The sequence below is a fragment of the Pseudomonas sp. JUb52 genome (assembly GCF_004341115.1).
In the GTDB taxonomy this organism is placed as follows: Bacteria; Pseudomonadota; Gammaproteobacteria; order Pseudomonadales; family Pseudomonadaceae; genus Chryseomonas; species Chryseomonas oryzihabitans.
On record NZ_SLYS01000011.1, the window covers coordinates 99,869 to 121,771 of the forward strand.

Below are 21,903 nucleotides of genomic sequence, written 5' to 3' on the forward strand. Positions count from 1 at the left end.
CTTGACGGCTTAGAACAGCACGCGGCAGCGGATGGTGCCCTTGACGTTCTGCAGCTTTTCCTGGGCCAGGTCGGAGTACTCGGCGTCGACGTCGATCACCACGTAGCCGACCTTCTCGTCGGTCTGCAGGTACTGACCGGAGATGTTGATGCCGCTCTCGGAGAAGACGCGGTTGATCTCCGACAGCACGCCCGGCACGTTCTGGTGGATGTGCAGCAGGCGGTGCTTGCCCGGGTGCGACGGCAGGGCCACTTCGGGGAAGTTGACCGAGGACACCGAGGTGCCGTTGTCGCTGTACTTGACCAGCTTCTCGGCCACTTCCAGGCCGATGTTGGCCTGGGCCTCGGCGGTGGAGCCACCGATGTGCGGGGTCAGGATGACATTGTCCAGGCCACGCAGCGGCGAGACGAATTCGTCGTTGTTGGAGCGTGGCTCCACCGGGAAGACGTCGATGGCGGCGCCGATCAGGTGCTCGTCCTTGATGGCGGCGGCCAGGGCGTCGAGGTCGACCACGGTGCCGCGAGCGGCGTTGATCAGGATGCCGCCCTTCTTCATGGCACGGATCTCGCGCTCGCCGATCATCAGCTGGGTGGCGGGGGTTTCCGGCACGTGCAGGGTGACGATGTCGCTCATGCCGAGCAGTTCGGTCAGGGAGCCGACCTGCTGGGCGTTGCCCAGGGGCAGCTTGGTGATGACGTCATAGAAGAACACCTGCATGCCCAGGCCCTCGGCCAGGACCGACAGCTGGGTGCCGATGGAGCCGTAGCCGATGATGCCCAGCTTCTTGCCGCGGATCTCGAAGGAGTTGGCCGCGCTCTTGATCCAGCCGCCGCGGTGGCAGGAGGCGTTCTTGGCCGGGATGCCGCGCAGCAGCAGGATGGCCTCGGCCAGCACCAGCTCGGCCACCGAACGGGTGTTGGAATAGGGGGCGTTGAACACGGCGATGCCGCGCTCGCGGGCGGCCTGCAGGTCGACCTGGTTGGTCCCGATGCAGAAGCAGCCGACGGCGACCAGCTTCTTGGCGCAGTCGAACACCTCTTCGGTGAGCTGGGTGCGCGAGCGGATGCCGATGAAGTGGGCGTCGGCGATCTTTTCCTTGAGCTGGGCATCCGGCAGAGAGCTGGTGACGTACTCGATGTTGCTGTAACCCGCGGACTTGAGGATATCCACGGCGGACTGGTGGACGCCTTCCAGGAGAAGGAAGCGGATCTTGCTCTTGTCGAGGGAAGTCTTGCTCATCTGCGTTGAATCCAGAGTGTCCAGGGAGAAGGATGCCGGCGCGGCGCAGGCCAGGTCAGCCAGCGGCAAAGGGGTCGCTATCTTAGCATGAGCCACCGGATGCAGGTCCGGTTGCGACCTGAAGCTTTCTCAGGGCGACCATGAGCGCCTTGCGACCAGGACCGCGCCGCGGCCTCCGCTTTTGGTTAAGATCGCCAGCAGACGCCACTCACCAGGAGCACAAGATGGCCTACCAGCACCAGTACCTCGATGGCACCAAGATCCACTTCCCCCTGGGCAAGGTCGTCTGCATCGGCCGCAACTACGCCGAGCACGCCAAGGAGCTGAACAACCCGGTTCCCACCGAGCCCCTGCTGTTCATCAAGCCGGCCAGCTGCGTGGTGCCGGTGGCCGAGGGTTTCGCCATCCCTACCGATCAGGGTTCGGTGCACTACGAGGCCGAGATCGCCGTGCTGATCGGCAAGCCGCTGTCGAAGAAGCCGTCGGCCGAGGAAGTGCGCGACGCCATCTCCGGCTTCGCCCCCTCCCTGGACCTGACCCTCAGGGACGTGCAGAGCCGCCTCAAGGAAAAGGGCTATCCCTGGGAGATCGCCAAGAGCTTCGACGGCGCCTGCGTGCTCGCGCCCTTCGTGCCGGGCGATGCCTTCGAGGACCTGGCCGACATCCCGGTGCGCCTGACCATCAACGGCGAAGTGCGCCAGGACGGCAACAGTCGCGACATGCTCAATCCCATCCTGCCGCTGATCCAGACCATCGCCGGGCATTTCTCCCTGCAACCGGGCGACGTCATCCTCACCGGCACGCCGGTAGGTGTCGGACCTCTCAACGTGGGCGATGACCTGGTGCTGGAGCTGCCGGACGTTAGCCGCTTCGAAACGCGCGTGCTATAACCCCGCCACACACCGTCGCCTGGCCGGTGCCTGGCGACGGTGTGTCGGCACGGCCGCGACGCTCTAACAAGAAGCCGTCCGAGCCCGCATGTCCAGACTCCCCCGCCTCATCCTGTCGCGCCTCCTCCCCGCCTTTATCCTGCTGGTGCTGATCGTCCTCACCTTCGTCTGGCACTGGAACGACCGGGCGCTGCTCTGGTGGCAGGAGTACCGCACGCCGCCGGAAGTGCGCGCCCAGGCGGTCTGGCTGCCGGACTACCAGGCGGTGATCCAGGGCAAGCCGCTGCCGGGCCTGGCCGAGGCCGAGACCTCCGACCTCACCTACGATCCCCGGACCCGTACCCTCTTCGCCGTCACCGGCAGCACCCCCTATCTGGTGCAGCTGAGCCTGACCGGCGACATCCTCAGGCGCATCCCGATCCGCAACGTCTCCAACCTCGAAGGGGTGACCGCCCTGGAAGACGGGCGCCTGGCCATCGTCGACGAGCGCCAGCGGCGGCTGTCGCTGTTCAGGTTGGCCGACGACGCCCGCGAGCTGGACGCCAACACCTTCGAACACCACGACCTGGGCTTTCCTGACGCCGGCAACAAGGGCTTCGAAGGCATCGCCTGGGATCCGCGCCATCAGCGGCTGATTCTCAGCAAGGAACGCGATCCGGCCGCCCTCTTCACCCTGGCCAGCGACGGCCGCGGCGTCTCCGGCAACCTGCAGCCCTTTGCGCTGAAGCAGCTGGTGATCGACTATTCGGCAGTGGCGATCGATCCGCGCACCGGTCACCTGCTGGCGCTGTCCGACCAGTCCCACACCCTGGTGGAGCTGACCGCGGACGGCCAGCCGGTCAGCTTCATCAGCCTCAGAAGCGGCCTGCACGGCCTCAAGGCGACCATGGAGCAACCGGAAGGCGTGGCCCTCGACGAAGCCGGCAATCTCTACATGATTGGTGAACCCAATCTCTTCCACGTGTTTCACAAGGTGTCCGGCGCGGCGCAATGAGCGCCTATTCAGCTTGAATTCAGGGTCGCGCCCTTAGGCTGCGCGGCATTACCGCCTCAGGACCCTGTCGATGTTTCCGCTGTTTTCCCCTCGCACCCTGGGTGCCCTGCTGGGCGGGGCCCTGCTGCTGGCCCTGACCCTGGTGGCCCAGCAGCACCGCTTGTTCGAGCGCCTCTGGTTCAACGTCCAGAGCCAGCTCCAGGCCGAAAGCCGCCAGGCCCGCTCGCTGTGGCTGCCAGACTACCGGGTCACCGTCGAGGCTAGGCCCATCGGCGACGGCATCACCGATGTCTCGGCGCTGAGCTTCGACCCGGACCGCCGCACCCTGGTCAGCGTCACCAACAAGCCGGCGCGCTTTCTCGAACTGGACCTGGACGGCCGGCTGCTGCGCCAGGTGGAGCTCAAGGGCTTCAGCGATCCGGAAGCCATCGAGTACATCGCCCCGGGTGTCTACATGATCAGCGAAGAGCGTCGCCAGCGTCTGGTGCGGGTACGCATCGGTGCCGACACCCAGGTGGTGGACATCGATGATCGCCAGGTCAGCCACCCCTTCAGCCTCAGCGACGTGCAAAGCGATAACCGCGGCAACGAAGGCCTCGCCTACGATGCGGCCCGTGAGCGTTTCTTCGTCGCCAAGGAAAGCGATCCGGTACGCATCTACGAGATCGAAGGTCTCGGCAGCGAAGCCTTCGAAGGCCTGCAGGCGCTGTCGTTGCGCACGGACCCGAAGCGCGATCGGCGCCTGTTCGTACGCGACCTCTCCAGCCTGCAATTCGATCCCGGCACCGGCCACCTGCTGGCGCTATCCGACCAGTCGCGCCTGGTACTGGAACTGGACGACGACGGCAAGCCGATCAGCTCGCTGTCGCTGCTGCGCGGCCAGCACGGCCTGAATCGCAGCGTGCCCCAGGCCGAAGGCGTGGCGATGGACGACCAGGGCCGGCTGTATGTGGTCAGCGAGCCGAATCTGTTCTATCGATTCGAGAAGCCGTGAGGTAGAGGCTTATCCTAGTAGCCGATGAAGCCAAGCGCCCGCTCGAACAGCCCCCTCTCCCCTTGGGAGAGGGTTGGGGTGAGGGGGCGCCTGGCACCCAATCTCCATGTGGAAAAGGCTGCGCGGTTTTCCACGCTGCGCCGCCGGTGTTGGGCTTCGACGATGAAGCCCAACAGGCTGGAGCGGCTCAACCCTTACCCCAGCCCTTTCCCTGAGGGAGAGGGGCGATTCTGCGCCAGCGGATGGCCTGGTGAGAATGGAGCGCGAACCTGCCATTGGCGCTGCAAACAAAGGCCTGCTCGGACAGCCCCCTCTCCCCCTGGGAGAGGGGGTCATCCAGTGCAGAGTGCAGCTCCCGAGCTCTTCTACTCTCCCTGCTCGAACAACTCTTCCAGATAGCGCCGCGCATTGGCCACATAGACCTGGGCATTGGCTGCCAACTGCGCCTGCTGGGCCTCGCTGAGGGTGCGGACCACCTTGGCCGGCGAGCCGAGCACCAGGGAGCCGTCGGGGATCACCACGTTTTCGGTGACCAGGGCATTGGCGCCCACCAGGCAGTTGCGCCCGATGCGCGCGCCGTTGAGCACCACGGCATGGATGCCGATCAGGCTACCGTCGCCGATCTCGCAACCATGCAGCATGGCCTGATGGCCGACGGTGACGCCGCGCCCCAGGGTCAGCGGTGAGCCGGGATCGGTGTGCAGCACGGCGCCGTCCTGCACATTGCTGTCCGGGCCGATGTGGATCAGCTCGTTGTCGCCACGCAGCACCGCGCCGAACCAGACGCTGGCGCCCTCATCCAGACGTACCTTGCCGATCACCGCGGCGGTAGGCGCGACCCAGCTCTGTGGATGGGCCTCGACGCGGTGTTCTCCCAGGCGGTACTTCATGGCGGTCATCCTCGTGTGGTCAGGGTAAGCGGATACACCGATTGTTCGCCGAGGCGAGCAGCGGACGCAATCGGCAGTGACGCGCGTTGTTGCAAGTCATTCTCGATAGCGAAAGAATGCCAGGGGAACCTAAGCCTTCCGGACTGCGACGAATGACCACGGCGAGAGCGCTGGGAAAGGCTCTCGGCCTTTGCAAAGCTGGCGACCGCTGACCGCGCCGCCCTTGGGACAGCACTGTCAGCCATCCCGGCCCAGGCCGGTTTCCCCAGACCACCGGAATCTGCGAGCGCCCGATGCGTACCACCTGGAAATTCCTGCTGCCCCTCGCCGTCACCGGACTGCTGGCGCTGCTGCCGGCACCCGACGGTCTGCCCAATCATGCCTGGCTGTACTTCGCCCTCTTCGCCGGCGTGGTGGTGGGGCTGATCCTCGAACCCCTGCCCGGCGCGGTGATCGGCCTGATCGGCGTGGCCCTGGCCGCCCTGCTGGCGCCCTGGGTGCTGTTCAGCCCGGCGCAATTGGCGACGCCGGGCTTCCGCGCGCCCCAGGAGGCACTGAAATGGGGGTTGGCGGGCTTTTCCAACAATACCGTCTGGCTGATCTTCAGTGCCTTCATGTTCGCCCTGGGCTACGAGAAGACCGGCCTCGGGCGGCGGATCGCCCTGCTGCTGGTCAAGGCCATGGGCCGACGGACCCTGACCCTGGGGTACGCGGTGATGCTGGCCGACCTGGCCCTGGCGCCCTTCACCCCGTCCAACACCGCGCGCAGCGGCGGCACCGTCTACCCGGTGATCCGTAACCTGCCGCTGCTCTACGATTCCAAGCCCAACGATCCCAGCGCCCGGCGCATCGGCTCCTACCTGATGTGGGTGGCGATCTCGTCCACCTGCGTCACCAGCACCCTGTTCCTCACTGCCCTGGCGCCCAATTTGCTGGCCGCCGCCCTGATCGAGAAGACCGCCCAGGTGCACATCAGCTGGGGCCAGTGGTTCATCGCCGCCGCGCCCATGGGCGTCCTCTTGCTGGCCCTGCTGCCGCTGCTGGCCTACTGGCTGTATCCGCCGGAGATCAAGCGCAACGACCAGGTACCGCTGTGGGCAGCCAAGGAACTGGCCGCACTCGGCCCGCTGACGCGCGACGAAAAGCTGCTGCTGGCCCTGGTGATCGGCGCCCTGGCGCTGTGGATCTTCGGTGCCGCCTGGGCCGATCCGGCGCTGGTGGGCATCCTGGTGATCGTGCTGATGTTGCTACTCAAGGTCATCACCTGGAACGACGCCCTGGGCAACAAGGCCGCCTGGAACACCTTCGCCTGGTTCGCCACCCTGGTGGCCCTGGCCGACGGCCTGACCCGGGTCGGCTTCGTCGCCTGGTTCGGCCAGTGGGTCGCCGGCCACCTGGGCGGCTTCCATGCCGGCACCGCCATGGTGGTGCTGGTGGCGGTGTTCTTTCTCGCCCACTACCTGTTCGCCAGCTCCACCGCCCACACCACCGCGCTGCTGCCAGTGATGCTTGCCGCCGGCATGGGCATCCCCGGCATCGACCTGCCGGTGTTCGCCCTGCTGCTGGGCACCTCCCTGGGGCTGATGGGCATCATCACCCCCTACGGCACCGGGCCGAGTCCGGTGTACTACGGCAGCGGCTACCTCCCCAGCGCCGACTACTGGCGCCTGGGGACGATCTTCGGGGCGCTGTTCCTGCTGGTGCTGTTGGGGATCGGGGTGCCGTGGATCATGATGGTGGCGTGAGGGGTAGTTGGACGTTCGGTGCCCAACTCCTGGGTCGTGGTGATCCGGGCGGATCGGCGTAGGTTGGGTTGAGCGATAGCGAAGCCCAACCTACGCCCCACTCCCCAAAAATTTCCCCTCCCACCCGACCTTTTGCTTAGGGACCTAAGCATCCCTTCGGCGTAGAATCCACATTCTTAGTGTGCTTTCGATAACACCCGCAGAGGTCGTCATGTCCCACCGTATTCGCCACCCCGGTTTCGCCGCCAAGCGCCAGAGCGCCGAGCAGGCCGCGCAGTTCATTCGTCACGGCATGACCGTAGGCATGAGCGGCTTCACCGGGGCCGGTTATCCCAAGGCCGTGCCCGGCGCCCTGGCCCAGCGCATCACCGCCAGTCACGGCGTCGGCGAGCCCTTTCGCATCAAGGTGCTGACCGGCGCGTCCACCGCACCGGAGCTGGACGGCGCCCTGGCGCGGGTCGATGGCATCGAGTTGCGGGTGCCCTTCCAGTCCGATCCGGAGCTCCGCAGCCGCATCAACGCCGGTGGCCTGGACTACATGGACATCCACCTCGGCCAGCTGGCGGAAAAGGTCCGCTATGGCTTCTTCGGCAAGATCGACGTGGCCGTGGTGGAGATCGCCGCCATTCGCGAAGACGGGCTGCTGGTGCCCTCCTCCTCGGTGGGCAACAACAAGACCTGGCTGGACATGGCCGATGCGGTGATCCTCGAGGTCAATCGCTGGCAGCCCGACGCCCTGGACGGCATGCACGACATCTACACCGACGGTGCCCTGCCGCCCCACCGCACGCCGATTCCACTGGCGCACCCCGGCGACCGCATCGGCTCGCCCTATCTCGAGGTGCCGCTGGACAAGGTGGTGGCCGTGGTGGAGACCGACGCCCCCGACCGCAACAGTCCGTTCAAGGCGCCGGACGCCGCCTCCCAGGCCATCGCCACGCACCTGCTGGACTTCCTCCGCTTCGAAGTCCGCCAGGGGCGCATCCCGGCCAATCTGCTGCCCATCCAGTCGGGGGTCGGCAACATCGCCAACGCCTTCATGCAGGGCCTGGCCGAGAGCGAGTTCGAGGGGCTGACCGCCTTCACCGAGGTGATCCAGGACGGCATGCTGGAACTGCTAATCAGCGGCAAGATGGAACTGGCCTCGGCCACCTCCTTCTCCCTGAGCCCGGCGGGCATCGAGCGCTTCGTCGAGCACGCCGAGTCCTTGCGCAAGCGCATCATCCTGCGCCAGCAGGGGGTCAGCAATCACCCGGAACTGGTGCGGCGGCTGGGTTGCATCGCCCTCAACGGCATGCTCGAAGCCGACCTCTATGGCAACGTCAACTCCACTCACCAGATGGGCACAGGGATGATGAACGGCATCGGCGGCTCCGGCGACTTCGCCCGCAACGCCTATCTGTCGGTGTTCATGGCGCCGAGCACCGCCAAGAATGGCCTGATCTCGACCCTGGTGCCCATGGTCAGCCACGTCGACCACACCGAGCATGATGTCTCGGTAATCGTCACCGACCAGGGCCTGGCCGACCTGCGCATGCTCAGTCCCAAGCAGCGCGCCCGGGCCATCCTCGAGCACTGCGTGCACCCGAGTTTCCGTCCGGCGCTGGCGGATTACTTCGAGCGCGCCCTGGCCGGCAGCCACGGCAAGCACACCCCGCACCTGTTGCCCGAGGCGCTGGCCTGGCACGAGCGCTACCTGGTCACCGGCAGCATGCTCGGCCCCGCCGCCCAGGAAGCCCACGACTGAAAGGCAAGGCGCCCGAGGCCTCTCGGGCGCCCTTTCGCTCCGCCATCCCTGCCGTCCGTCGCCCATCTGCAACTAATTGTGACTTTTTGCCAGCGCGCTGTGTAAAAAGCTGCCTTGTCGGATTCCCAGCCGACATTCCGGGTGATAAAAGACGTGAAATCTCTGAGCAATGTCCTTGATCTGCAAGGGGCATTGCCGTTCGCGGTTGTTCTAACCCCGCCCCCTTTTCGAGAGCTACCACCGTGAAGATCTGTCATCAACTTGCCGGCCTGTTGCTGGCTGGCTTGGTCGGGCTGAGTCCGGCCGTCCTGGCCCAGACCCCACCGAAGGTCAAGGCCGCGGCCGCCGCCACCGCCCAGCGCCTGGCCTCGAACCACGCCCTGGTCGTCGACCTCAAGACCAACCAGGTGCTGTTTTCCCAGAATCCCGACCAGGTCGCCCCCATCGCTTCGGTGACCAAGCTGATGACCGCCATGGTGGTGCTCGATGCCCGGCTGCCGCTGGAGCAGACCATCGACATCGACATCAGCGAGAATCCGGCCATGCGCGGCATCTTCTCGCGGGTGCGCCTGGGCAGCCAGCTGACCCGGCGCGACATGCTGCAACTGGCGCTGATGTCCTCGGAAAACCGCGCTGCCACCAGCCTCGCCCACCACTATCCGGGTGGCCAGCGGGCCTTCGTCGCCGCCATGAATGCCAAGGCGCGTGCGCTGGGCATGAGAAACACCCGCTACGCCGAGCCCACCGGCCTGTCGCCGCTGAACGTTTCCACCGCGCGTGACCTGGTCACCCTGCTCAAGGCCACCGAGCACTATCCGCTGCTCGGCCAGCTCAGCACGACCCCGGAAAAGACCCAGGCCTTCCACAACCCCAACTATGTACTGGGCTTTCGCAACACCAACCACCTGGTCTACAACGCCGACTGGAGCGTGCAGCTGACCAAGACCGGCTACACCGACAAGGCCGGTCACTGCCTGGTGATGCGCACCGTGATGGCCGGTCGTCCGGTGGCCTTCGTGGTGATGGACGCCTTTGGCAAGCTCACCCACATGGCCGACGCTACCCGCGTCCGCCGCTGGCTGGAAACCGGCGCGCTGAGCCCTCTGCCGGGCGCGCCCAAGGCCGGTCGCAGCACGGTACTGGCGCGGCAGTGACGCCCGCCTGAGCAGGTCCCGAAGCCGCGTCTCGACGCGGCTTTTTCATGCCCGGCGCCTTTCCGCGGGTCGGATACCGGGCGCCGCGCCTGGCGGGATCGGCGGCGGGCGACAATAGTTGTCTCAAGCGCTGGAGACCGCAGTACCGGCACGTTCCCACGCCAAGAGGTGTCCCGATGAAGCCCACCCTGTCGCGTCGCCAAGTCCTCCAGTGCGCCTGCTGCCTGCCGCTGGCCGCCGCCCTGGCACCCATGACCCTGCCCGCCCTGGCGGCCCCGACCAAGGCCCACACCACCCTCACCGCCGAACAGGCCCTGCAACGGCTGATCGACGGCAACCAGGGCTTCATGGACGACCAGCCGCTGCACGGGGAAACCAATCGCGACCGGCGCCTGGAAATCGCCAAGGGCCAGACGCCCTTCTGCGTGCTGGTGTCCTGCTCGGATTCACGGGTCTCGCCGGAGCTGCTGTTCGGCCGTGGCCTGGGCGAGCTGTTTATCGTGCGCAATGCCGGCAATACCCTGGACACCACCGCCCTGGGCTCGGTGGAGTACGCCATCAGCCAGCTGGGGGTGCCGCTGATCGTGGTGATGGGCCATGAGAAATGCGGCGCGGTGGAGGCCGCGGTGGCGGTGGTGGAGCAGAATGCCCTCTATCCCGGTGCCATCGGCGCCATGATCGAACCCATCCTGCCGGCGGTGCTCAGCGCCCGGGTCGGCAATCCGCCGGATCTGCTGGAAGCGGCGGTGCGCAGCAACGTGCAGCGCACGGTCAGGCGCCTGCGTGCGGCCTCCGAACCGACCCTGCTGGGGCCGCAGAAGGACGGCCGGGTCAAGGTGGTGGGGGCTTACTACACCCTGGAAAACGGCCACGTGGACTTCTTCGACGTCTGAGGCGGGCACCCCCGCCGTCAGCTGCGGTCTAGGGCTGTATCCCCCGTTTGGAACGCCCCATGAGCAAAGACGCGATCGCCCACGAGTATTACGAGACCATCACCGGCCGCTGCTGGCTGGATGACGTGCGCGAATGGCGCCGCCTGCAGGCCGAAGCCCAGGCCGCCGCTGACCGCTACCTGGCCTGCCCGGAGGATCTCGAAGCGCCCGAACGCCTGCGCCTGGAACAGACATGGCGCGCCAGCAATGAGGAGGCTGGCGCCTTCTGGCAGCGCATGTGGTCGAATCTGGATCGTCAGTGAGTGCCCGTTGGCGACTGTTGCAGGGTCAGGCGGAAGGTCTCGAAGCCTAGCGCCCCCCAGAAGGCCTGGCCGCGCTTATTGGTGGCCAGGACTTCGAGCCTGACCGGCCAATCGGCCGGCCAGAGGTGGTCGCGCAGATGTCGGTAGAGGGCGCGGCCCAGGCCCTGGCGGCGTGCCTCAGGCGCTACATAGAGATGGCGCAGGAAAATTGTCGCCTCTTCCAGGCGAAAGAGCGCGTAGCCCAGCGAATGGCCGTCCCGCTCGGCCAGGACGGCCTGGTATTCACCACTACTCAGCCAGTCCGCCATGCGCTGGCGTAGCGTCACGTCATCGAGACGCCTTAGGCCGCCTTCATCGCGCTGCAAACCGCCATTGAGGCGAGCCAGCACTTTCAGGTCGACAAGCCCTGCCTGCCGATAGACGACCGTCATCGCTAGACCAGCCCTTCCGCCTTCAATTCGCTCTTGAGATAGGCGTAGTACACCGGCGCCGCCACCAGCCCCGGCAGGCCGAAGGCCGCCTCGAACACCAGCATGGCCACCAGCAATTCCCAGGAGCGGGCGCTGATCTGGCCGCCGACGATGCGGGCGTTGAGGAAGTATTCCAGCTTGTGGATGGCGATCAAATAGCCCAGCGCCGCCACCGCGACCCAGATCGACAGCGACAGGCCGGCAATGAAGATCAGGGTGTTGGACATCAGATTGCCGATCACCGGCAGCAGGCCAAGGATGAAGGTCAGGATCACCAGGGTCTTGGCCAGCGGCAGGTGGACATCGAACAGCGGCAGCACGCCGAGCAGGAAGATGCCGGTCAGGGTGGTGTTGAGCAGCGAGATCTTGATCTGGGCGAAGACGATGTTGCGAAAGGCCTGGGCCACCAGGCCGAGGCGCACCAGCAGCGCGCCGGACAGCGGGCGCAGGCGCTCGGGATCGGGGGTGGGCTGCAGGGCGACGATGGCGCCGAGGATCATGCCGATCAGCACGATGACAAAGGTCCGCGCCGCATCGCGACCGAACAGCTGCAGTTGCGCCACATGGGCGCGCACCCATTCCACCAGCTCCTGCTTCATGCTGTCGGCGTTGGCCGGCAGGTAGGCGTCCAGCGAGGGCGGCAACTGGGCGCGGGCGCGCTCGGTGAGCACCATGAACTTGTCCAGCAGCCGTCCGGGGTTCTGCACCTCCTGGATGATGAAGCTGGTAAACCAGACGAAGAACAGCGTCAGCAGACTCACCACCAGGGTGCCGAGCAGGGCCACGGCGAGCCAGCGCGCGCCGCCGCCGGGCAGATGACGCTGCAGACGCCCGGCCAGGGTGTTGACCAGTTCGTACACCAGCAACCCGGCCAGCAGGCTGGGCAGGAGCTTGAGCGGGAGAACCAGATAGAGCGCGGTGAAGACGATGATCCAGCTGGCCAAGATGGCCTGGCGTTGCGTGAAGGCGTACATAGATTACCGGCGGCAGAATCCCTGCCCGCAGTCTGACAGTCTGCCGCCTCGCCGCCCAGCCTGGATAACGAAGAAAGCCCGGACCTCTGTTACCCGGCGTTACCCGACCGGGTGCTTTGGCACCCCTCGCCTCAGCCGGCCAGTTCTGCGGCGCAGACCCGGGCGCGGCCCTGGTGCTTGGCCGCATAGAGCTGGGCATCGGCGGCGGTGATCAGGGCGGCCGGATCGACGGCGGTGGGCGGCAGCGCCGTGGCCACGCCCAGACTCAGGGTGACGTAGCCGGTCACCGAGGAATAGCCATGGGTCAGGCGCTGGTCGCGCACCTGCTGCAGCAGCCGTTCGGCGACCTGGGTGGCGCCTTCCAGGTCGGTGCCCGGCAGCAGGCAGCCGAATTCCTCGCCGCCATAGCGCGCCAGCAGGTCGTAGGGGCGGAACAGCCCCTGCCCCAGTGCCTGGGCCACCTGGCGCAGGCACTGGTCGCCGGCCAGGTGGCCATAGTGGTCGTTGTAGGCCTTGAAGTGATCGATATCCATGAGAATCAGCGAAAAGGGCGTGCCTTCGCGCTGACTCTGGCGCCAGCCGCGCAGCAAGGCTTCGTCGAACTGGCGACGATTGGCGACGCCGGTGAGGCCATCGACCAGGGCGATGCTGCGCAGGGCGTCGCGCTGCGCCTTGAGGGTCAGCTGGGTGCGCACCCGGGCGCGGACGATGACCGGATTGATCGGCTTGCTGATGAAATCCACCGCGCCCAGCTCCAGGCCGGTCACCTCTTCGTCGGGGCCCTCCTGGCCGGTGACGAAGATCACCGGGATGGCGGCGGTGGCCGGATCGGCCTGCAACCGGCGCAGGACCTCGTGACCGTCAAGCTGGGGCATCATCACGTCGAGCAGGATCAGGTCCGGCTGCTGGGTCAGGGCCAGTTGCAGGGCCTGGGCGCCGCTGGTGGCCATCAGCGTCTCGCAATCCTGGCGAAAGAGTTCGTGGAGGATGCGGATGTTCAGCGGTTGGTCGTCGACGATCAGCAGTTTGGGTTTGCTGCGCCGCCCAGCGGCCTCGGCGGTCAGCGGAGTCATAGGGCTTCCTTCAGGTCAGGCAGGGTGGTGAGCGCCGCGGCGAAGTCGAGGGTCTCGACCTGGGCGCGCAAGAGGTCGTAGCGCACCTGGGCTTCGGCGCGGCAGTGCACGGGCAGCTCGGCGATCAGCGCCAGGGCGTCGAGATTGCCCTGGCTGAGCAACGCTTCGAGTTCGTCGAGTCGGGCGCGCCAGTCGACCGGGGTGTCTCCGTCGGTTGGGCTGTCCGCTTCGGCAGGCGCAGGCACGGCAGGCGGCAGGACCTCGGCCAGGGCGCCGCGCAATTCGCCGAGGGCTTCGTCGAGCAGTTGTCGCAGGGTCGTCAATTCCACCGCCACCTCCGTGGGGACACCCGCTCCGGCCTTGCCGGCGCGTTCGCCCTCGGCGGCGCGCGCGGCCAGGCGCTGGGCACCCATGGTGCCGGCGCTGCCCTTGAGGGAGTGTAGTACCGCCACCGCCGCCTCGCTGTCGGCGGTATGCCAGGCCTGGGCGAGCCTTTCCAGCAGGCCGGCGGAATCCTCGGCGAAGCGTTCCAGCAGCGAGCCGAACAACCGGGCATCGCCGCCAAAGCGGCGCAGGACGATGCTCAGGGGCTCCACCTGGCGATCCTCGATGACCGGGGCGGCAGCGGGCGCTGCGCTCACCTCCTGGCCGGTCAGGCGCCGCAGGCGGGCGACCAGCAGTTCCAGGTCGATGGGCTTGCCGATATGGTCGTCCATGCCGGCGGCCAGGCAGGCGTCGCGATCGGTGTGGGAGGCGTTGGCGGTCATCGCCAGGATCGGCAGGGTGCGGAAGCGCTGGTCGGCGCGGATGCGGCGGGTGGCTTCCAGGCCGTCGATGTCGGGCATCTGCATGTCCATGATGACCACGTCCAGCGGCCCGCCCGAGAGCACCCGCTCGACGCCTTGCAGGCCACCCTCGGCCAGTTCCACCTGGGCGCCCTGGGCCAGCAGCAGCTCGGCGGCCACCTGGCGGTTGAGGGCATTGTCTTCCACCACCAGCAGGCGCAGGCCGGCCAGGCGATGGCTTTCGTCGACCACCGCGGCGGCGTGCACGCCGGCCGGGATCTCCGCGCCCAGAGCGCGCTCCACCACCTCGACGATCTGCGCCGGGGTCACCGGCTTGGTCAGGTAGTCGTCGAAGGGCGCATCGTCGCTCTGCTGGGCCTCGGTAAGGAAGTCGCGACCGAAGCCGGTGAGCATGATGACCTTCGGTCGGTTGTCGGCCTGCCGCTCACGCAGCTGCCGGGCCGCCAGCAGGCCATCGCCGTCGGGCATGCGCCAGTCCATCAGCACCGCCTCATAGGGCTGTGCCTGCTGCTGGGCCTGGGCGACCCGCGCCAGGGCGGCGGCGCCGCTGGTGACCAGATCCACCTGCCAGCCGAGAGCCGCCAGGGTCTCCACCAGCACCTCGCCAACCAGGGTGTTGTCGTCGGCCAGCAGCACCCGTCGGCGTACCGGCGCCAGCTGGGCCTCGCCCTGGCTATCCACCGCCAGGGCGGCATCGAACCAGAAGCGGCTGCCCACGCCCAGTTCGCTTTCCACCTGCAGCTGGCCATCCATCAGCTCCACCAGGCGCTTGCAGATGGCCAGGCCCAGCCCGGTACCACCGAAGCGCCGGCTGATCGACGCCTCGGCCTGGGTGAAGCCCTGGAACAGCTGTTCCTGCTGGGCCGGACTGATACCGATGCCGGTGTCCTGCACCGAGAATTCCAGGCGCAGCTGACCGTCCGCGCGCGACAGCTGGCGCACGCTGACCAGTACCTGTCCCGCTTCGGTGAACTTGAGGGCGTTGCCGGCCAGATTGATGAGGATCTGCTGCAGGCGCAGGCTGTCGCCGATCAGGGCGGTGGGTAGCCCGGCGTCCAGGTGGTAGTTGATCTCGACGTTTTTCTCGCCGCTGTTGCCCGAGAGCACCACGCCCAGGTTGCGCAGCACCTGCTCCAGGCTGAAGGGATGGACATCCAGCTGCAGCTTGCCGGCTTCGATCTTGGAGTAGTCCAGCACGTCGTTGAGCAGCCCCAGCAGCGAACGCGCCGCTTGCTGGGCCTTGGTCAGATAGTCGCCCTGGCGCGCGTCGAGCGCGGTGCGTTGCAGCAGCTGCAGCATGCCCAGCACGGCATTCATCGGCGTACGGATCTCGTGGCTCATGTTGGCCAGGAAGGACGACTTGGCCTGGCTGGCCAGGTCGGCACGGGTGCGTTCCTCGCGCAGCCGGTGTTCCAGCTCCAGCTGTTCGGTGATGTCGCGGTTGATGCCCACCACCCGCAGCACCCGCCCGCGCGGATCCCGCTCGGTACGGGCGCCGGCGATGATGTGGCGCAGCGAGCCGTCCTGGCGGCGCACGCGGAACACCGGATCGAACACCGCGCGCCCGGCCATGGCGGCGCCCAGGCGCTCTTCGGCGCTGGCCAGGTCGTCGGGGTGCACGCGGCAGCGCCAGTCGTTGTAGGTGATGCCCTGGGCGCGCTGGGTCTCGGTCCACTCGTAGAGTTCGAACATCCGGTCGTTGCACTGCACCTGGCCGGTGTCGGGCTGCCAGCACCAGATGCCCAGCTGGGCGACGTCGGCAGCCATGGTCAACTGGTCGCGGGCCTGCAGCAGCGCCTGGCGCTGGCGGCTCTGCTCGGTGATGTCGGCGATGATGGCCACCGCCAGGCGCTCGCCGTCGGTCCACATCACCCCCAGGCTCAGGGTGAGGGGGAAGACGCTGCCATCCGCGCGGCGCCCTTCCATCTCCTGGCCCTGCGGGCTGGCCTGGTCGTCGGGGATCTCCTGCGGGCAGCTGAACAGCGCTTCGTAGCCGGCCAGGTAGCCGGGGATCAGCCGGCGGACCGGCTGGCCCACCACCTCGGCGGCGCGATAGCCGAAGATGCGCTCGCCAGCAGGGTTGAAGGAGCGCACCAGGCCCTGGCTGTCGACGGTGACGATGGGGCTGACCGCGGTGTCCAGGATCGCCCGGGTCAGGGCCAGGCTGGCCGCCAGTTCCTGCTCGGCGGCCTTGCGTTCGGTGACGTCCGAGGCGATGCCCAGGTAGCCGCTGATCTGCCCGCCGGCGTCGCGCATGGTGGTCACCACCAGGCTGACGTCGCGGTGCTCGCCGTCGCGGCGGACGAAGGTCCACTCGCGGGCGTCGGCGCCGGTGCGCTCGGAGCGCTCCACCAGCACCCGGAAACCGGCGACCGGCAGGCCGTACTCGGCTTCCAGGGCCGCACCTTGGGTGGCCAGTTCTTCCGGCAGATGGAGGTCACTGGCGTGCCAGCGCCCCACCACCTCCTCGGCGCGATAGCCGAGCAGCCGCTCGGCGCCCTCGTTGAACAGGGTGATCAGGCCGTCGCGGTCGGTGGCGATGATGCCCACCTCAGAGGCCGCGCGCAGCACGTCGCCGAGCAGGCGGTTGGTCTGGCTGAGTTCGGCGGTGCGCTGGGCCACCTGCTCTTCCAGGCGGGCGTTGAGCGCCAGGATCTCGGCCTGGGCGGCCTTCTGCAGAGAGATGTCGCGCACCGTCTTGGAGGCGCCGACCACTCGGCCGTCACGGCCACGCATGGGCGAGACGCTGACCAGGACATCGATCAGGTGACCGTCGCGGTGCTGGCGACGGGTCTCGAAGTGCGGCACCGGCTCGCCTCGGCCGATGCGTTCGAGTACCCACCACTCCTCGTGTTCCAGCTCGGTGGGCACCACCAGATCGAGCAGGCGCTGGCCCACGGCTTCGCTGGCCGGATAGCCGAACAGCTCTTCCGCCGCGTGGTTCCAGCTCAGTACCACACCGTTGAGGTCCTTGCTGATGATGCCGTCGGAGGAGCTTTCCACCACCGCGGTGAGGTTGGCCTGGTCCTGCTGATACTGGCGCCGCCGCTGGCGCGTGGTCAGCACGGCGAAGGTGAGGCCGGCAGCCAGCAGGCTGACCAGTTTGCCGACCAGATGGACCAGAGGTATCGAGACCAGATTGAGGCCGGCAACAAAGGCCGGGGTCGCGGTGAAGGCCATCTGCCAGCTTCGCCCATAGACCTCGCGGGTGAGGATCACTTCCGAGAGCCCCTCGGCAGCCGGCTCACTGGTATCGCCACGGGTATAGAACAGCGTGGGGCTGGCAGGCTCGGTCACGTCGGTCAGGCGGATCAACAGACCCGGGATGTCCAGGCGCAGGCTGCCGAACAGCTCCTGGATGCTCAGCGGCACATAGGACCAGCCCAGGGTGGCGCCCTCGCGTTGCGCCGGGTCCTTGGGTAGCAGGCCGTCACGATAGATCGGCAGCATCAACAGCAGGCCGCGCTCCGGTGGCTGATAGGCCTGCAACTCCACTGGCCCGGATAGGTGCATGCTGCCGCGTTGCATGGCCAGCACGGCCGTTTCACGGCGGACCGGCTCGGACGCCGCATCCATGCCGACGGCGCGCTGGTTGAGCGCTACCGGCTCGACGTACTGGACGACAAATCTGTCACCGTCGTGGGGTGCGAAGCTGCGAATGGCGAAATTCGGCCAGCCATCGGCGCGTGCGGCGTGGATGAAACGCTCTTCCTCGCCAACGGGAACCCGGCGGATGAAACCTATGCCACGCGCACCGCGAAACTCCTGATTCAGGTCGTGGGTACGACCATAGTGCTGTAGCAGTTCCCGCGACAGCCCCGCGCCGGCCACCACGATGACGTCACGCATGCCGCTCAGGCTGTACTCATAGACCCGCAGCCGCTCGGCGATCTGCTCGCGCACGTCGGTCGCCGCCGCGTTGAGGGCCGCATGTATCTGTCGCTCGTTGCGCTCGGTCAGATGGCGCATGGTCAGGCTGGTCAGCAGGACGCCGAACAGAAAGACGCCGAGACTCCAGCGTACGCGAGAGGATTTGCACAGCCTGCTGAACATGGAGCCCCTGGTGGCAAAAGGTGCCACGCCGTTGGTTAGGCGGTGCCAGGAGCGGGAAGCGCGAACGGAACGGGGCCTCCACCAGACCTGGCGGTAACAGCTAGCCCATCGGCGGGAAAAAAGGCTTTCTTGATACCGCGGATCGGCCGCCGGGCTGAAGCGCAGCGGCGGGTGCGTGCAAAGCGGCAGTCCAGAGCAAGTTCACGCGCTAATTAGTTTTACTGTTTCTGACGAGTGGTCGAGGAAAGATCGGCATTCACACAAGTCTTCCTGACCTTCCGGACAGCAAAAAGGGAGAGCCGACCTGACGTCGACTCTCCCTTTTTGCTGACTTTTCGCGCGAATCAGATGCGGAAGCCACCCACCAGGCGCTGCAGGCGACCGGCTTCGGCTTCCAGGGCGGTACAGGCCGCCAGGGTGGCCTGGAGGTTGTCGACACCCTGCTGGTTCAGCAGGTTGATCTCGCTGATGTCCATGTTCAGGGTCTCCACCACCGAGGTCTGTTCCTCGGTCGCGGTGGCCACCGACTGGTTCTGGCCATCGATCTCGCCGATGCGCTCGGTCACGCTGCCCAGCCGCTCGCCGGCGCTCTTGGCCACCTGCATGCTATGGGCGCTCTGCCGCTGGCTTTCCTGCATCAGGGCCACGGCGTCGCGCGAACCGCTCTGCAACTCCTCGATCATCTGCTGGATCTGTTGCGCCGAACTCTGGGTACGGCTGGCCAGGGAACGCACCTCGTCGGCCACCACGGCGAAGCCACGCCCGGCCTCACCGGCCCGCGCGGCCTCGATGGCGGCGTTGAGCGCCAAGAGGTTGGTCTGCTCGGAGATGCCGCGGATGACCTCGAGGATCTGGCCGATGTTGGCGGTCTTGCCGTTGAGTGCCTCGATATGTTCGCAGCTGGTGCCGATCTTGGCGGACAGCGCCTGCATGGCGTGCAAGGCTTCGTCCAGCACCTCGCGGCCCTCTTCGCCTTGGGCGCGCGCCGTGCTGGCCTCGCCGGATGCATGGGCGGCATTGCGGGCGATCTCCTGGGCGGCGGCGCCCAGTTCGTTGATCGCCGCGGCCACGCTGGTGGTGCGCTGGGCCTGGATATCCGACTGCTGCATGGACGATTGCGAAGACTCCAGCACGCGCCGAGTGCTCTGATTCAACTCGCCAGTGGTCTGGGCTACGTCACGGATCGAGGTGTGGATGCGCGCCACGAACTTGTTGAAGGCCTCGGCCAGGGCGCCGAATTCGTCGCGGGCCTGCACCGGCAGCCGGCGAGTCAGATCGCCCTCGCCTTCGGCGATGTCGGCCATGGCACGGGTCAGGTCGTGCAGCGGACGCAAGAGGACGCGGATCAGCAGCCCCAGCAGCAGGATGATGGCGATCACCGCCACCAGGGTGGCGACGATGGCCAGGTTGCGCGCCTGGGTCACCGGGGCATAGGCCTTGGTCTGGTCGATGGACAGCGCCAGGTACCACTTGACCGAGGGCAGGCCCGCGACCGGAGTAAAGCTCACCAGCCGCTCGCTGCCGTTCTGCATGACGTGGTGGAAGCCGGGGGCCAGGCTCGGCGTCTGCTCCGGGAAGATCTCCTTGAGCGATTTCAGCACCTGGTCGGCGTGGCTGCTGACCAGGATCTTGCCGTCGCCGTCCACCAGGAAGGCTTCGCCCAGACCGCCGGCGTCCAGCGAGGTGATCATCTTCATCAGGCTGTCCATCACCAGGTCGCCGGCCACCACGCCGATCAGCTTGCCGTTCTGCAGGACCGGCGCGGCGATGGTGATGCACAGAAAGCTCTGCGGCGGCGCGGTCAGGTAGGGCTCGGTGAGGATGGGACCGCCGGCGCTGACCGCGGCCTTGTACCAGTCGCGCTGGCGGGCATCGTAGCCGGCCTCCATGGGGCTATGGGGGCGGTCGGTGAAGGTGCCATCGACCTCCCCCAGGTAGGTGGAATCGAAGTTGCTCGTGTAGAGCTTCTCTTCCAGCAGGCCCACCACGTTGGCCGGGCTGCTGTCGCGGCTGAGCGCCTGGGCCTGGCTGTCGATCAGATTGACCCGCGCGTCCAGCCAGTAGGCGATGTTGCCGGCGGTGATGCGGCCGATCTCGCCCAGCGAGGCTTCGAGACTTTGGGTGATGGCCTGGCGCTGCAGATAGGCGTTGAAGCTGGCGAAGCCGGCCAGGGCCAGGGTCACCACCAGGGCGGCCGCCAGCAGGATCTTGTGGCTGAATTGGAGCGAGCGTTTCATGGTTACCACACGTAAGATTTGGGGAGTGGGCGGCCGCTCTCCTCGCACATACTTATTGCGATAGGCATCGAGAGGGCAAATCGACCGGGGACGGTCGAGGCCGCACTATTACGCATAAATCGGACTTTTAGCTGGCGCCAACCGATAAACGTTCTCACAACGCCGATGTCTGGGCGGCGTGCCCTACAGCAGGCTGAAACCTTTCAGCAGGAGCAACCCCAGGTTGGTGGTCAGCACCCCGCCCAGGGTACTGAGCACCACGATGGTCGCCGCCAGCTGGGCATTGCTGCCGGCGGCGCGGGCCATGACGAAACTCGACGCCGCCGTCGGGCACCCGAGGTAGAGAAAAAGAATGCCCAGCGCCGGTCCTTGGATGCCCAGCGCCAGGGCGCCCAGCACGCCCAGCAGCGGAATCCAGACGATTTTCCACAGGCTGGCGCCCACCGCCAGGCCGCTGCTCTCGCGCAGCGAGGCCAGCGACAGGGTGGCGCCGATGCACATCAGCGCCAGCGGCAGGGTAAGCCCGGCGAAATAGCGCGCCGAGGTGTCCAGCCAACGCGGCAATTGCCATTGGAAATAGGCGAAGGGAATCGCCAGCAGGATGCCAATGATCAGAGGATTGCCGAGGATGCTGCGCAGAAGAGTGCGCCAGTTGGCCTCCAGGTGCGGACTGTAGATCGCCAGTACGATGGCCGAGAGCACGTTGTAGAAGAGGATGACCATGCCGGCCATGATCCCGCCCACCGACAGCCCATAGTCGCCGTACTGGGTCGTCGCCAGGGCCAGGCCGACGATGCCGCAGTTGCCACGAAAGGCGCCCTGCACATAGACCCCGCGATCGGCATGGGGACAGCGCCAGATCGCCCAGCCCCAGGCGGCCAGGAAACTCGCCACCGTGGCCAGGGCGAAATAGCCCAGCAGCAGCGGCTGCAGCGCCTCGCCGAGGTCGGCCTTGAGGATGCCGAGAAACAGCAGGGTCGGCATGGTGGCGCGAAACACCAGGGCCGAGGCGGTGTTGATGAAGGGGGTGTCGATCCAGCCCAGCCGCTTGAGCACGCAGCCCAGCAGCACCAGGGCGAAGACCGGGGCGGTGACGTCGAAGGTCGCCTGGACCAGGGCAAGCACGTCGGACATGGCGGAAGGCATCGCGGGAACGGCTCGCGATGGTAGCAGGCACGACGCGCCACGGGCCCCTTCCTTCCGTCATCGCGAAGTGACATCAGTCAATGCTTAGCTTACTATCTACCCGCCCGATTCAGACGACGCCCCCGATCCATCCCCCGCTTCGCCTCAGCGCGACCGCTCTAGCTTCCTGCCAGGGAAGCCGGCGAAGGGGTGGAACAATAAGACAGACAACAGGTTCAGACGTAGCAGACGACAGATCCGCATGCGGTTCCGATTTGCGATGTCGTCGATCGAGTCGAAGTCTCTTTTCACGATTG

16 protein-coding genes and 1 pseudogene are annotated in these 21,903 nt (G+C 66.9%); 8 read left to right on the top strand and 9 right to left on the bottom strand.

Going from position 1 to position 21,903, the window contains the following annotated elements:
• Window positions 1-9: 9 nt before the first annotated feature.
• Window positions 10-1,239: a phosphoglycerate dehydrogenase gene (gene serA, locus EC839_RS18240; RefSeq protein WP_007161070.1), complete on the bottom strand. Its 1,230-nt coding sequence runs from the start codon at window positions 1,237-1,239 to the stop codon at window positions 10-12.
• A 224-nt stretch (window positions 1,240-1,463) separates the two neighbouring features.
• Between serA and EC839_RS18245 the strand changes: the two genes are divergently transcribed.
• From EC839_RS18245 to EC839_RS18255, 3 genes are all read left to right on the top strand, one after another.
• Complete coding sequence (locus tag EC839_RS18245) at window positions 1,464-2,129, top strand: fumarylacetoacetate hydrolase family protein (protein WP_027598765.1); 666 nt, start codon at window positions 1,464-1,466, stop codon at window positions 2,127-2,129.
• Window positions 2,130-2,217: 88 nt separating this feature from the next.
• Window positions 2,218-3,123 (top strand): SdiA-regulated domain-containing protein, encoded by a 906-nt coding sequence (locus EC839_RS18250; protein ID WP_007161072.1) that lies wholly within the window; start codon window positions 2,218-2,220, stop codon window positions 3,121-3,123.
• 70 nt (window positions 3,124-3,193) lie between these two features.
• Entirely contained in the window at window positions 3,194-4,117 is a 924-nt protein-coding gene (locus EC839_RS18255) for an SdiA-regulated domain-containing protein (protein WP_007161073.1), read from the top strand.
• A gap of 365 nt (window positions 4,118-4,482) precedes the next feature.
• On the opposite strand, the gene EC839_RS18260 is transcribed toward EC839_RS18255, so the two are convergent.
• Complete coding sequence (locus EC839_RS18260) at window positions 4,483-5,007, bottom strand: gamma carbonic anhydrase family protein (RefSeq protein WP_007161074.1); 525 nt, start codon at window positions 5,005-5,007, stop codon at window positions 4,483-4,485.
• A gap of 293 nt (window positions 5,008-5,300) precedes the next feature.
• Here EC839_RS18260 and EC839_RS18265 point away from each other — a divergent pair, with 293 nt between their 5' ends.
• The 5 genes from EC839_RS18265 to EC839_RS18285 all read left to right on the top strand — a co-directional run bounded on the left by EC839_RS18265 (window position 5,301) and on the right by EC839_RS18285 (window position 10,848).
• Entirely contained in the window at window positions 5,301-6,752 is a 1,452-nt protein-coding gene (locus tag EC839_RS18265) for an anion permease (RefSeq protein ID WP_007161075.1), read from the top strand.
• A gap of 211 nt (window positions 6,753-6,963) precedes the next feature.
• Complete coding sequence (locus EC839_RS18270; protein WP_007161076.1) at window positions 6,964-8,499, top strand: acetyl-CoA hydrolase/transferase family protein; 1,536 nt, start codon at window positions 6,964-6,966, stop codon at window positions 8,497-8,499.
• Window positions 8,500-8,741: 242 nt separating this feature from the next.
• A complete protein-coding gene (gene pbpG / locus EC839_RS18275; protein WP_007161077.1) occupies window positions 8,742-9,653 on the top strand; it encodes a D-alanyl-D-alanine endopeptidase in 912 nt (303 codons plus the stop codon).
• 176 nt (window positions 9,654-9,829) lie between these two features.
• Complete coding sequence (locus EC839_RS18280; protein ID WP_007161078.1) at window positions 9,830-10,546, top strand: carbonic anhydrase; 717 nt, start codon at window positions 9,830-9,832, stop codon at window positions 10,544-10,546.
• 59 nt (window positions 10,547-10,605) lie between these two features.
• Window positions 10,606-10,848 carry a hypothetical protein gene (locus EC839_RS18285; RefSeq protein WP_007161079.1) on the top strand — a complete coding sequence of 81 codons (243 nt, stop codon included), beginning with the start codon at window positions 10,606-10,608 and terminating at the stop codon, window positions 10,846-10,848.
• Here EC839_RS18285 and EC839_RS18290 read toward each other — a convergent pair.
• From EC839_RS18290 to EC839_RS18315, 7 genes and pseudogenes are all read right to left on the bottom strand, one after another.
• A complete protein-coding gene (locus EC839_RS18290) occupies window positions 10,842-11,279 on the bottom strand; it encodes a GNAT family N-acetyltransferase (protein ID WP_007161080.1) in 438 nt (145 codons plus the stop codon). The genes EC839_RS18285 and EC839_RS18290 overlap by 7 nt on opposite strands.
• A gap of 2 nt (window positions 11,280-11,281) precedes the next feature.
• Window positions 11,282-12,292 carry an AI-2E family transporter gene (locus EC839_RS18295; protein ID WP_007161081.1) on the bottom strand — a complete coding sequence of 337 codons (1,011 nt, stop codon included), beginning with the start codon at window positions 12,290-12,292 and terminating at the stop codon, window positions 11,282-11,284.
• A gap of 131 nt (window positions 12,293-12,423) precedes the next feature.
• The gene (locus EC839_RS18300) at window positions 12,424-13,365 is read right to left on the bottom strand and encodes a diguanylate cyclase domain-containing protein (RefSeq protein WP_007161082.1); all 942 of its coding nucleotides are present in this window, start codon (window positions 13,363-13,365) and stop codon (window positions 12,424-12,426) included.
• Window positions 13,362-18,224 (bottom strand): PAS domain S-box protein, encoded by a 4,863-nt coding sequence (locus EC839_RS18305; protein WP_007161083.1) that lies wholly within the window; start codon window positions 18,222-18,224, stop codon window positions 13,362-13,364. The genes EC839_RS18300 and EC839_RS18305 overlap by 4 nt, the downstream gene beginning before the upstream one ends.
• A 344-nt stretch (window positions 18,225-18,568) precedes the next feature.
• On the bottom strand, window positions 18,569-19,333 hold the full coding sequence (locus EC839_RS25080; RefSeq protein ID WP_372237672.1) for a methyl-accepting chemotaxis protein: 765 nt from the start codon (window positions 19,331-19,333) through the stop codon (window positions 18,569-18,571).
• 93 nt (window positions 19,334-19,426) lie between these two features.
• Window positions 19,427-20,461: pseudogene (locus EC839_RS25085) on the bottom strand (cache domain-containing protein); the annotation flags it as partial.
• 183 nt (window positions 20,462-20,644) lie between these two features.
• Window positions 20,645-21,586 (bottom strand): AEC family transporter, encoded by a 942-nt coding sequence (locus EC839_RS18315; RefSeq protein WP_039975957.1) that lies wholly within the window; start codon window positions 21,584-21,586, stop codon window positions 20,645-20,647.
• Window positions 21,587-21,903 lie beyond the last annotated feature (317 nt).

Excerpts from the sequence above, each read along its gene's own strand:
- EC839_RS18300 (WP_007161082.1), bottom strand. The coding sequence starts at position 13,365 with ATGACTCCGCTGACCGCCGAGGCCGCTGGGCGGCGCAGCAAACCCAAA.
- EC839_RS18295 (WP_007161081.1), bottom strand. The coding sequence starts at position 12,292 with ATGTACGCCTTCACGCAACGCCAGGCCATCTTGGCCAGCTGGATCATC.
- EC839_RS18305 (WP_007161083.1), bottom strand. The coding sequence starts at position 18,224 with ATGTTCAGCAGGCTGTGCAAATCCTCTCGCGTACGCTGGAGTCTCGGC.
- EC839_RS18260 (WP_007161074.1), bottom strand. The coding sequence starts at position 5,007 with ATGAAGTACCGCCTGGGAGAACACCGCGTCGAGGCCCATCCACAGAGC.
- serA (WP_007161070.1), bottom strand. The coding sequence starts at position 1,239 with ATGAGCAAGACTTCCCTCGACAAGAGCAAGATCCGCTTCCTTCTCCTG.
- EC839_RS18250 (WP_007161072.1), top strand. The coding sequence starts at position 2,218 with ATGTCCAGACTCCCCCGCCTCATCCTGTCGCGCCTCCTCCCCGCCTTT.
- EC839_RS18290 (WP_007161080.1), bottom strand. The coding sequence starts at position 11,279 with ATGACGGTCGTCTATCGGCAGGCAGGGCTTGTCGACCTGAAAGTGCTG.
- EC839_RS18270 (WP_007161076.1), top strand. The coding sequence starts at position 6,964 with ATGTCCCACCGTATTCGCCACCCCGGTTTCGCCGCCAAGCGCCAGAGC.
- EC839_RS18265 (WP_007161075.1), top strand. The coding sequence starts at position 5,301 with ATGCGTACCACCTGGAAATTCCTGCTGCCCCTCGCCGTCACCGGACTG.
- EC839_RS18285 (WP_007161079.1), top strand. The coding sequence starts at position 10,606 with ATGAGCAAAGACGCGATCGCCCACGAGTATTACGAGACCATCACCGGC.
- EC839_RS25080 (WP_372237672.1), bottom strand. The coding sequence starts at position 19,333 with ATGCAGCAGTCGGATATCCAGGCCCAGCGCACCACCAGCGTGGCCGCG.
- EC839_RS18255 (WP_007161073.1), top strand. The coding sequence starts at position 3,194 with ATGTTTCCGCTGTTTTCCCCTCGCACCCTGGGTGCCCTGCTGGGCGGG.
- EC839_RS18280 (WP_007161078.1), top strand. The coding sequence starts at position 9,830 with ATGAAGCCCACCCTGTCGCGTCGCCAAGTCCTCCAGTGCGCCTGCTGC.
- EC839_RS18245 (WP_027598765.1), top strand. The coding sequence starts at position 1,464 with ATGGCCTACCAGCACCAGTACCTCGATGGCACCAAGATCCACTTCCCC.